This window comes from Baaleninema sp., from assembly GCF_049974805.1.
Taxonomy (GTDB): Bacteria; Cyanobacteriota; Cyanobacteriia; order Cyanobacteriales; family Geitlerinemataceae; genus Baaleninema.
This window is the reverse complement of record NZ_JBNGCO010000020.1, coordinates 4,643-15,858: the sequence shown is the minus strand read 5'-3', so window position 1 is coordinate 15,858 and position 11,216 is coordinate 4,643. Positions and strand designations below refer to the sequence as shown.

Below are 11,216 nucleotides of genomic sequence, written 5' to 3'. Positions count from 1 at the left end.
GTACTGGGGGCGCTGCGAACCACGAGACCTTCTTCGACCAAAACGCGGCGGCAGGTGGTTCCCGATACCGGAGGACGGGGTTGGGGACGCGGCGGTTGCGGCTGTTCGATACCGCCCCATACGAACGGCTGACAGAGAATCAAATTACCGCGTCCGCCAGGTATGCCGTTCTCGACGTAACCATCGGCGGGAAACGTCACCGGAATCCAGTTTCGTCCTTCGGGTCCTTGAACGGCGCGGTAATTGTCCGCCAGTCGCAGCCGTTCGTTGGGGGCGACATTGGCGATCGCCCGCGAAAACGGACTCGGTTCGACGTGAATCGACAAGCCGTTTTCCACATCTCGATACACCTGACGGCACAGGGGATCGAGTTCGACTTGAGCCAGTTGGCGGGATTCGGAAGACACCGACGCCGCTGTAGCCGGTGCTGCCAACACCAACAGCGACAAAATCACAGACGACCAACGATCGCATTGCATGGAACTCGTTCGCTCCTCAAACAGTTTTTTGTTCGATCGCCATGATAAATCGGGAAGGGCAGAGAGGGAGAGGGGGAGAAGGGGAAAGGGGGAGATAAGAGCGTAGGGTGCCGTGACGCGGGCTTTCAAAGGACGCCGAAGTCAGGATAATGTAAATTCCCGCGTCACGCACCGCCCCCAACCGGGAGATAAAGAGAGAATGAGAAATTGTCAATTATCAATTATCTCCTCACCTTAAAAATTGCCGTCTAAGGCTTCCACGCAGCGTTCGCAGAGCGTCGGATGTTCGGGGGCTTCCCCCACGTGACTCGAGTAGTTCCAGCACCGCTGGCACTTCTGACCCTCGGCGTTGACGATGCCGATGCCCAGGTTTTCCTGACGGCTGGCGTACTCCAAGCCTTCGAGCGCCTCGGGAGCGTCCAACAACTCCACTTGAGAGCTGATGAACAAATACCGCAGTTCGTCTACTCCGTTACCGGGGTTTACGTCGCTGACAGTGGGTAAAGCCGGTGCGGAAGTCGGAGGTAACTCTTGCACCTCCGGTACGTCGGCGGCGGAGACGGATACCGTAGCTTCCGTGCCGAAGATTTTGTCTTTCCAGTCTGTAATTTGTCCCGATAACCGCTGGCGATCGTCAGCAAACAGCAGGTTCCGATAACCAAACCACATCGAATAACTAAAGCCAATTCCCGTAAACAGTTCCGGTAACAGCAACAGACGGTTCACTGCTGCCAGGAAACTCGAGGAAACATACAGGGCGGCGCCCAATCCTGCCAGAATCGCTAAGTTGCGGAACACGCGATAGTAGGTATTCCAGAACTCGACGGCGTATCCCGGCGCCTCTACGATAAAGTTCACCACATCGCGCACTTCCAGGTTTTCCCAATCGGGAAGCGCCAGTTTGCCCGCCGTTGTTGAAGATGTCTCCTCTTCAGAGGCTTCCGTGGACTCTTCCACTTCGGACTCTGTCGCTTCGCTGACGGGGGCTTCGGGTTCCGGTTCCACGGTACGGGGCGGAACCGCCAGTTCGGGGTTCATCTCGCTGAGTTTAGCGCGTTCGGCTTCATCGGGAACGTACAGCAACACTTTCGCTTCTAACGACGCGCCGAGTTTTTTGTTCTTTCGCGCCTCTTCCATCACTTTATTCACTTCGGTACGGTAGAAGCGCAGGGTTTGCCAGCGTTGAGACAGTTCCGGTTGACGCCATTGGTCTTCCAGTTTCGGCCAACCCGCTTCAAATACTGACTTATAGGGCGTTTCGTAGGGGAGGTTCTGCCAGATATCTTCGGCCATGTGACAGAGAACCGGGGCGATCGATTTCGCCAAAGTCTCCACCAACACCGCCAACACCGTCTGACAGCTACGACGGCGGAACGCCTTGGCATCACTGATATACAGCCGATCTTTAGCGATGTCGAGGTAGAAGTTCGATAAGTCCACCACGCAGAAGTTCTGCACGGTTTGGAAGAACCGGAAAAACTGATAGCTGTCGAAGGCGGCCGTTACCTCGTCCATCACCTCGCAAGTGCGGTGAAGGATGTATTTATCCAACTCCGGTAACTCGTCGTATGCCACCGCATCAGTTTCCGGATTGAAATCGTGGAGGTTCCCCAGCAAAAATCGCGCCGTGTTGCGGATTTTCCGGTAAACATCCGCCATTTGCTTGAGGATGTTCTTCCCGAGGGGGACATCGTTGGCGTAGTCCACCGACGACACCCACAACCGCAGCACGTCCGCCCCGTAAGGCGGCTCTTGTTTTTTGTTGTTGCCGCCGTTAATCACCACTTCGGGATCGACCACGTTCCCCAGAGACTTACTCATTTTCCGTCCCTGTTCGTCGAGGACGAAGCCGTGGGTCAAAACGGTTTTGTAGGGGGCTTGTCCCTCGGTGGCGACGCGGGTTAACAGACTCGATTGGAACCAGCCTCGGTGTTGGTCGGAGCCTTCGAGGTACATATCTACGGGACAGCTCAATCCTTCCCGTTTGGCCACCGCCGCCCAGGAGGAACCGGAATCGAACCAAACGTCCATCGTGTCGGTGCCTTTGATGTAGGTGCGGCCGTTGTTGCGGTAGGATTCGGGCAGTAATTCTTCTACGGGCAGTTCCCACCAGGCATCGGAACCCTTCTCGGCGACAATCTCTTGCACGTGGTTAATCGTTTCCTCGTTCATGAGGGGTTCGTCGGTTTCGGCGTCGTAGAAGACGGGGATGGGAACGCCCCAACTCCGCTGGCGGGAGATGCACCAATCCGATCGCTCGCTAACCATCGAGGTAATGCGGGTTTCGCCCCGTTCGGGAATCCAGGTGACGTTGCTGATGGCTTTCAAGGCTGCGTCGCGGAAGCCTTCGACGGAGGCAAACCACTGTTGCGTGGCCCGGAAAATGGTGGGTTTTTTGGTGCGCCAGTCGTAGGGATATTTGTGTTCGTAAGGCTCTTGTTTGAGCAGGGAATGTTTTTCTTTGAGAGCTTCGGCGATTTTCTCGTTGGCGTCTTTGAGGACGTTGAGTCCGGCGAAGGGGCCGGCTTCTTCGGTGAAGTTGCCGTTTTCGTCTACGGGGGAGAGAATCGGCAGGTTATAGCGCAAGCCCACTTGATAGTCTTCTAAGCCGTGACCGGGGGCGGTGTGAACTAATCCCGTCCCCGATTCGGTGGTGACGTAATCGCCGCCAATGACTACGGGACTGGTTCGATCGAACAGGGGATGTTTGTAGGTGCAGCCTTCTAAGTCTTCTCCTTTGAGGGTTTCGAGAACCGTCAGTTGGCTGCCGAAGGTGGCCGAGAGGCGATCGACCGCATCGGCGGCCACGATGAGGAATTTTCCGGCCGCTTCTTCAAAGTCCAACTCGGTTTCGACCACGGCGTAGTTCAACTCAGCGTTGACGCTCACCGCCAGGTTCCCCGGAATCGTCCACGGCGTCGTCGTCCAGATGGCTACCCACAAATCTGGCATATAGTCGCTCAGACGCTCTTTGAGGCGGTTGCTGAGTTCGGTCAGTTGAAAGGCAGCGTAGAGACTCGGGGAAATATGCCCTTCGGGATATTCTAGTTCGGCTTCAGCGAGGGCGGTTTGGGAACTCGGACTCCAGTGAACGGGTTTATATCCCCGGTAAATGTAGCCTTTGAGCGCCATTTCGCCGAATACGGCAATTTGAGCGGCTTCGTATTCGGGGGTTAAGGTGAGATAAGGATTTTCCCAATCGCCCCAGATGCCGTAGCGTTTGAAGCTGTCGCGCTGTTCGTCTACGGTTTTGAGGGCGAAGGCTTTGGCTTTTGCCCGTAACGATAACGGCGTCAGTTCCCGACGCTCTGAGGATTTGAGTTTTTGTAAGACTTTCAGTTCGATGGGCAAGCCGTGACAGTCCCAGCCGGGGATGTAGCGAGCTTTACGACCCCGAAGGAGCTGGTAGCGGTTAATAATATCTTTGAGGGTTTTGTTGAGGGCGTGACCGATGTGAAGGGCGCCGTTGGCGTAGGGAGGGCCGTCGTGGAGGACGAAGGGATCTCCCGGGTTGTTCTGCGACAGGGTTTGGTAGATCTGTTGCTCTTCCCAAAACTTCTGTAGTTCGGGTTCGCGCACGACGGCGTTCGCCCGCATGTTAAATCCGGTCTGGGGGAGATTGACGGTATCCTTGTAACGCTTCTCTTCTGTCACGGTTTGCTACCAGGGGACTATGGAACGACATCGAAACTTCCCAAGGAAGTCGATCGTGTTAAGATTCTCAAACAGCACTTGACAAACGAGCCATCGAACTGTGTCAGTTCTGGGGATCGTTGGTTCTGTGGGAAGACTTTCATACTAATGTACTATCGATCGCTTTCGATCGAGATCCCCTGGCTTCGATCTCCAACTTCGACCCTCTTTTAAACTAGAAGGAAGAGGGAAGATCGAAGCGTTAGGGGGGAGGTCGTTAGACATCCGTTCGAGTTGGCAGGGGGAGAACTCCGCCTCTCTACTGCGACGTTACCCCAACCGTTTCTCGAATTCCTTAGCGACTGCTTAAGACTGCTTAATTCCGAAATACTGCCAGCAATGCAACCAACCGATCCGTCGAAGTTTACCGATAAAGCATGGGACGCGATCGTTTCGTCTCAGGACGTGGCGAAACGTTATCGAAATCAAAATTTAGAGGTCGAACACGTCGTTCTCGCGCTGTTGGAGTCGGCGGAACTCTCCCATAATATTTTACAAAAGGCAGGGGTCGATCCGGCGCAGTTAGCGCAAAAGTTGGACGCTTTCGCCAAGCGACACCCCCGCATGGGAATGGTCGATCAGCTGTATCTGGGACGACATCTCGATACGATGCTGGATAAGGCGGAACTGGCGCGGCAGAATTTCGACGATTCTCATATTTCGATCGAACACCTGTTATTGGGTTTCGCGGAGGACGATCGCATTGGGAGTAAAACGCTACAAGCTCTCGAATCGGATCAGTCGAAAATCGCCGCCGCCATTAAATCCATGCGCGGAAGCGCCAAGGTGAAAGACGCCACGCCAGAAAATCAATATAACGTCTTAGAAAAATACGGGCGCGACCTCACGGAACAAGCCCGCGCCGGAAAACTCGATCCCGTCATCGGACGAGATGAGGAAATCCGCCAGGTGATTCAGGTTCTCTCTCGTCGCCGCAAAAACAATCCGGTGTTAATCGGCGAACCGGGAGTTGGGAAAACGGCCATCGCTGAGGCGTTAGCCCAGCGTATCGTCAACGGGGACGTTCCGGAATCGCTGAAAAACCGTCAGTTGATTTCCCTGGATATGGGAAGTTTGATCGCCGGGGCGAAGTTTCGCGGCGAGTTCGAGGAACGGTTGCGATCGGTGATTCGGGAAGTCACCCACTCTGACGGTCAAATCGTGTTGTTTATCGACGAGTTACATACGGTCATCGGCGCGGGTGGCGGCGGTTCTCAAGGGACGATGGACGCGGGAAACCTCCTCAAACCGATGTTGGGACGGGGGGAACTCCGCTGTATCGGCGCGACGACGCTGGAGGAATACCGCAAGCATATCGAGAAGGATAAAGCTTTGGAACGGCGGTTTCAACAGGTTTATGTGGGACAGCCGAACGTGGAAGCGACGATTTCGATTTTGCGGGGGTTGAAGGAACGCTACGAGGTTCACCACGGCGTTACGATGACGGATTCGGCGTTGGTGGCGGCGGCGACGCTCTCGAACCGCTATGTGACCGATCGCTTTTTACCGGATAAGGCGATCGATCTCATCGACGAAGCGGCGGCCAAGTTGAAGATGGAGATTACGTCGAAACCGACGGAATTGGAAGATGTCGATCGCCGTTTGATGCAGTTGGAAATGGAAAAACTCTCCTTGGAAGGGGAGGAACAACGGGGTACCCGAGGGGCGTATTCTTCGGCGCAAGATCGGCTCGATCGCATCGAAGAAGAAATGGTGGAACTCAAGCAAAAACAAGAGCGCCTCAGTTCGCAATGGCAACATGAAAAGCAGCTTCTCGATGAAATTAACGCCCTCAAGGAAGAGGAAGAACAACTGCGGCTGAAAATCGAACAAGCCGAGCGCAATTACGATTTGAATACGGCGGCGCAGTTGAAATACGGTCGCTTGGAACAGTTGCAGCGGGCCTTGGAAGAGAAAGAAGCCGGACTGTTGAAGTTGCAGTCCGAAGGCGCGACGTTACTGCGAGAACAGGTGACGGAAGCGGACATCGCGGAAATCGTCGCCAAATGGACGGGAATTCCCGTCAACAGTCTCTTAGAAACGGAACGTCAGAAACTGCTGAAACTGGAAGAACAGCTACACCGCCGCGTCGTCGGACAGTCGGAAGCCGTGGAAGCGGTGGCGGCGGCGATTCGTCGCGCCCGCGCGGGGATGAAAGACCCCCTGCGTCCCATCGGATCGTTCCTGTTTATGGGACCGACGGGGGTGGGTAAAACGGAGTTGGCGCGGGCGTTGGCCGCCTCTCTCTTCGACGATCGAGACGCGCTGGTTCGCATCGATATGTCGGAGTACATGGAGAAACACTCGGTGTCTCGTCTGGTGGGTGCGCCTCCGGGATACGTGGGTTACGACGAGGGCGGACAACTCACGGAAGCGGTGCGGCGGATGCCCTATTCGGTGTTGCTGTTCGACGAGGTGGAGAAAGCACATCCGGATGTTTTTAACATTTTGTTGCAAGTCCTTGACGACGGACGCATTACGGACTCTCAAGGCCGGACGGTGAATTTCTGCAACACCGTGATTGTGATGACGAGTAATATCGGGTCTCAGTACATTCTGGACGTGGCGGGGAAAGAGGCCGATTACGAGGAGATGCGATCGAGAGTGTACGAGACGTTGCGATCGCAGTTTCGCCCGGAATTCCTCAACCGCGTGGACGATTTGATTATCTTCCATCCTCTGGGTAAATCGCAGTTGCGGGAAATTGTGGGCATTCAAATCGCCCGTATCGAGTCGCTGTTGGCGGAACAGAAAATTCAAATTGTCCTGTCGGAGTCGGCGAAGGATTACATCGCCGATGTGGGCTACGATCCGGTGTACGGGGCGCGTCCGCTGAAACGAGCGATTCAACGGGAGTTAGAAAATCCCATCGCGACGAAGTTGCTAGAGTTGGAATTCGGCGCGGGAGATACGATTTACGTCGATTGTCCCGAGGAAGAGGGAAGTTTGGTATTTGGTCAGAAAAATCCGGGGATCTCGGCGTCGCCACCGGAACCGAACCCGGAACCGGAACCGAACCCGGAACCGGAACCCAAAGCGGACTCGACATCGATGCCGGATTCTCAGTCCGAATCGGAATCGGAACCGGAACCGGAAGTTGAAGCGGAGTCCGAACCCGAAGCGGAAGAGGATTCAGAAGCGGTTTCGGTAACGGCGACGGTGGTTCAACCTTACGAGTTCGATCGCGCGAGAACGATTAATTCTGATGCGATCGATTCTAAAATCGATGCCAAATCTGGCGATTTCCCTTGGGAATAACCCGAAATGCAAGATCCCCAGAATTTTCGAGAGTTCGGGGATCTCGCGCGTCTCACGGACTTTGACTCGAAGCGAGATCCCCTCACCTTATGTCCTTCATCTTATGTCCTCAACTGCTGTCGAGATACCATAAAAGGATGGTTTTCGGCTCGACCTAAGAAAGGGAGGAAAAAGAGAATCAATGAGTAGTTTGAGCGATCGCTGGAACCGACTGACGGGAAAAACCCGCTTCGTCGTCTGTCGAATTATGGTGCATCTGACTGGCTCGGAAACGAATCCCCTGCTGGGGGTTCTCAACCGCGTCGGACAATCTGCGATCGAATCTGAAGGGGATTTAGAAGTTCTCGGAGAAGGACTCGTCGAAATCTGCCAGCATCTTTTACAACTCGAACCCTACTGGCAAGCCGCTGCCAACGAAGGCGATGTCATCTGGGACGAAGGAGAAGCCGCCGATTACGTCAACGAACTGTTTACAGATTCGGCACAACGCTACCTTTCACAACCGGCTTTAGAGGAAGGAGATGAAGACGAAACGCTGGTTCTACCTACCACGGATAACGTCGTGGTGATGTTGACGGTGGCTGGAGAAGGGGAAATTCCCGATCTCGAAACCGATCTCGCCGAAGCCGAAGCGTTGCGATACGGCCTCAAGGCGTTAATTAACTTACATTATCAAAACAAACTTCACGCAATTCAAGTTCACTTTTCCCCGGCTCGATTCGGCGACGAACTGACGTCGGAACAGGTCTTAGAAAACTTCCCCGAATTGATTCCCCTTTAAGGCAAAATCGGGAGATGATGAGATGACGAGATGGGGAGAGAATTTCACATCATCCCATTATCCGGTTATCTCCTCATCAGATTATCTCATCAGCCCGTTACCCATTACGGATTGAATCACTTGAAAAAAATGCTTAAAAAACTGTTTGCTGGATTGTTGTGTGTGACTCTGGTTTGGACGATGTGGGGCGAAGTGGTTCCGCCGAACTCAAACCCGTTCGCCTCAGTTGCGATGGCCGCTTCTTTTGAAAACGGCCAGTATCCCGTTCAACAGGCTGAATATAACGACGCCAACGGCGAATATACGTTGATGTTGTTGAATACGCCACGGGGTCAGTCGCCGATTTACACGACGACGGATTTACAAATGATGCCCCTGACGGAAGAGGAAGTCGAAGCCGGTCAGCGATCGTATTTGCAACTCGACAACGGCCAAGGGATTCTGCATTTGGCGCAGGATTTCCGCATCGGTTACGTCCACAACGTCACGGAAACTCAAACGAATCCCCAAACGGGACAGACGGAAACGGTGGTGATGCGTCGCGAGTCCAGTTTCTGGACGCCGTTTGCGGGGGCTTTGGCGGGTCAGGCGGTGGCGAATATGTTGTTTTCGCCGACTTATTACGTTCCGCCGATGTACCAACCCGGCGGCGTGATGACGGGATACGGCGGTTATGGAAACACTTACAGCCAAGCGGTGAACCGTTACCAACAAACTCATAACGAACCTCCGGCGGCGGTGAAGAACCGTCAGACGTTACGGACGACGGGAAGTCTGCGGAATTCGTCGAATTCGTCGAATCGCAACGCGAACCGACGCCGGACGCGCCAGTTGAATCGATCGACCGGTTCGGGATTCGGTTCGAGTAAACTCCGGGGAGGGTCGAATCGATCGACCACCCGCAAGCGGACGACGGGATTCGGTAGCGGTCGATCGAGAACGCGATCGCGGAGTGGTTTCGGTCGCCGTCGCCGTTAATTGGCGGTTTTTAGTGACGTACTCCCGACGCCGACCGCTAAGCGGTACGGCGCGGGCTTCTCCTCCCGTTACGGGATTCGCGTTTTATAGTGAGGCGAACGCCCAACCCCACTTTTTTGATGAGTACCCCAGAATTCACGTCCCGTGGCATAGACGCACCGCAATGCGGGCATTCATGCCAGCGGTCAGACAACTCCTTGGGAACTCGGTTCAGGCAAATTGCACAATGTTGGGACGTGCCAGCGGGATTTACCTTCACAACCAACCGCCCAGCTTTTGCAGCTTTGTACGGAAGGATTTCGTTCAGGAACCCAGCTATCCCGGCATCAGCAAAACTTTTATTCAGTCCCGACTTAGCCGATTGACCGTTGGGGAGGAAAGCTCCATCCTCACCCTGTTTTGGCTTATTGCGTCGGGCCAGATTGGAAACTTTCAAATCCTCCACAAAGATTACGTCAGCTTTGGCCACCAACTCGCCAGCCGTTTCAAAATGCCACTGCTTACGCTGCCTCGCAATGCGTTGATGCAGCTTGGCAATACGCTCATTGAGCTTGCGACGTGGTTTTGAACCTTTAGCCCTCGCATCTCGTTTAGCCTGGAGCTTAGCCAACTTATCTTCGGCTTGCCGATAAAACTTTGGCGGCTGCTTCCTGGTGCCATCTGAGCAGGCGTTGACATCCTCACCGCCCTGGAAGGGCGGTGATTCCCAAACCTCGCGATTTGGGTTCCTGCTTCCTTCTCTCTCGAGTTTTTCGCAGTGGCTCTCCGGATCGAGATCCTTCAAGTCTTACACTCGCTTCACAGGCTGTAACGGTGTGTCCCACCGCCAAAATTCCCATTCAATTGGAGTTTTAGGCAAACTTACTAACTTGGGTTTCGTTAGCCAGTTTAACCATTCACGTCCATTGTACTGTAAAGCCGCCCTAGAAGGGCGGGGTTTCAAACCCAAAATTTTCGATGAAGTATTCCAACCCTGCATCGACACCAATGCTATTGGTTTCGGTGGGCTGTATCTCGATCGCTGGCAAGTCAGGGACGCTCTTGTCTTCAAGGGTTAACGTAACATACCAGCCGTCTGCCTTTTTTGTGACCAAAGCCCGCTTAATCGTGAACCCATCTGGCACTCGGCGATGTTGAATCAACTTGACTTCACCCAGCTTGGGTAGTGTGACTTGATTGCCCTGGATGCAGTCGGGTTTGACTCGCTGATACGCAAAGGTACGATAGCGATTCTTTCCCTTAAATCTAGGCTTACCGCTACGTTTGCCGTTCTTGTCGCCTTTGATAAATCGCTTAAAGGCCAGGTCGACCCGCTTCACCATGTCCTGCAAAACATCAGCATGAAGATCGCAGTACCATTCCCGCTCCTGTTTAAGTGAGACCAGGGAGCGTTTTTGTCCATAGTATTCGGGCTGTTCTCTGGGTTCAGCGAGACGGCACACCAAAGGGCAGGCATTAACAGGACACCGATTCATCTCCCACCAGTCAAAACGATCTGCCAACAGGTAGTTGTATTGGCAACGCAACAGATCGAGCCACTTATCCATGCGGCATCGTTGCTCGTAGGTCGGCAATAACTTGTACTGGTAGGCGATTCTCATGCCATAATTGTAGCATATACAAATGTGATTGCTACTCATGAAACAGATAAGCCTTAGAATCTCGGACGTTGAAAAGCAGCATTTAGACCGATATTGCGAACTCACGGAGCGCAATCAAACCGACGTTTTGCGTCAATACATCAGAAGTCTAGGCATTGATGGGGCATTGAACCCCATCAATGCCCCCGCTATTCCTCCCGACACTGACCCTTCGGGTACAGTGCGGGGCTCCTAGCGGTTAAGCTGAAAAATATCAACCCAATTCCAACCCAGAGGCGTTATCAACAACGCCTCTTTTTTCTGCGAGTTTTTCTGCGAGTTTTTCTGCGAGTTTTTCTGCGAGTTTTTATGGGATGCGATCGGGATCGATTCCCGACTGACGCAGCAATTCGGCCAGTCGATCGGCGCGTTGTCGTTCGGTTTCCG

6 protein-coding genes and 1 pseudogene are annotated in these 11,216 nt (G+C 53.9%); 3 read left to right on the top strand and 4 right to left on the bottom strand.

Annotation, left to right across the window (positions count from 1 at the left end; translation table 11 throughout):
• Both ACP5D4_RS06045 and ileS read right to left on the bottom strand, forming a co-directional pair.
• Positions 1 to 608: pseudogene (locus ACP5D4_RS06045) on the bottom strand (hypothetical protein); the annotation flags it as partial.
• A 105-nt stretch (positions 609 to 713) separates the two neighbouring features.
• Positions 714 to 4,133: an isoleucine--tRNA ligase gene (gene ileS / locus ACP5D4_RS06040; protein WP_428010732.1), complete on the bottom strand. Its 3,420-nt coding sequence runs from the start codon at positions 4,131 to 4,133 to the stop codon at positions 714 to 716.
• A 378-nt stretch (positions 4,134 to 4,511) separates the two neighbouring features.
• Here ileS and clpB point away from each other — a divergent pair, with 378 nt between their 5' ends.
• The 3 genes from clpB to ACP5D4_RS06025 all read left to right on the top strand — a co-directional run bounded on the left by clpB (position 4,512) and on the right by ACP5D4_RS06025 (position 9,189).
• Entirely contained in the window at positions 4,512 to 7,430 is a 2,919-nt protein-coding gene (gene clpB, locus ACP5D4_RS06035; RefSeq protein WP_428010731.1) for an ATP-dependent chaperone ClpB, read from the top strand.
• 181 nt (positions 7,431 to 7,611) lie between these two features.
• Positions 7,612 to 8,211 carry a DUF1517 domain-containing protein gene (locus ACP5D4_RS06030; RefSeq protein ID WP_428010730.1) on the top strand — a complete coding sequence of 200 codons (600 nt, stop codon included), beginning with the start codon at positions 7,612 to 7,614 and terminating at the stop codon, positions 8,209 to 8,211.
• A gap of 129 nt (positions 8,212 to 8,340) precedes the next feature.
• Positions 8,341 to 9,189 (top strand): hypothetical protein, encoded by an 849-nt coding sequence (locus tag ACP5D4_RS06025; RefSeq protein WP_428010729.1) that lies wholly within the window; start codon positions 8,341 to 8,343, stop codon positions 9,187 to 9,189.
• A 37-nt stretch (positions 9,190 to 9,226) separates the two neighbouring features.
• Here ACP5D4_RS06025 and ACP5D4_RS06020 read toward each other — a convergent pair whose 3' ends face one another.
• A complete protein-coding gene (locus tag ACP5D4_RS06020) occupies positions 9,227 to 9,973 on the bottom strand; it encodes an RNA-guided endonuclease InsQ/TnpB family protein (RefSeq protein WP_428010728.1) in 747 nt (248 codons plus the stop codon).
• A gap of 139 nt (positions 9,974 to 10,112) precedes the next feature.
• Positions 10,113 to 10,790 (bottom strand): RNA-guided endonuclease InsQ/TnpB family protein, encoded by a 678-nt coding sequence (locus ACP5D4_RS06015; RefSeq protein WP_428010727.1) that lies wholly within the window; start codon positions 10,788 to 10,790, stop codon positions 10,113 to 10,115.
• Between the last annotated feature and the right edge of the window lie 426 nt (positions 10,791 to 11,216).

Bases quoted from the DNA above. Each gene is read 5' to 3' on its own strand.
- clpB (WP_428010731.1), top strand. From the start codon at position 4,512: ATGCAACCAACCGATCCGTCGAAGTTTACCGATAAAGCATGGGACGCG.
- ACP5D4_RS06025 (WP_428010729.1), top strand. From the start codon at position 8,341: ATGCTTAAAAAACTGTTTGCTGGATTGTTGTGTGTGACTCTGGTTTGG.
- ACP5D4_RS06030 (WP_428010730.1), top strand. From the start codon at position 7,612: ATGAGTAGTTTGAGCGATCGCTGGAACCGACTGACGGGAAAAACCCGC.
- ACP5D4_RS06015 (WP_428010727.1), bottom strand. From the start codon at position 10,790: ATGAGAATCGCCTACCAGTACAAGTTATTGCCGACCTACGAGCAACGA.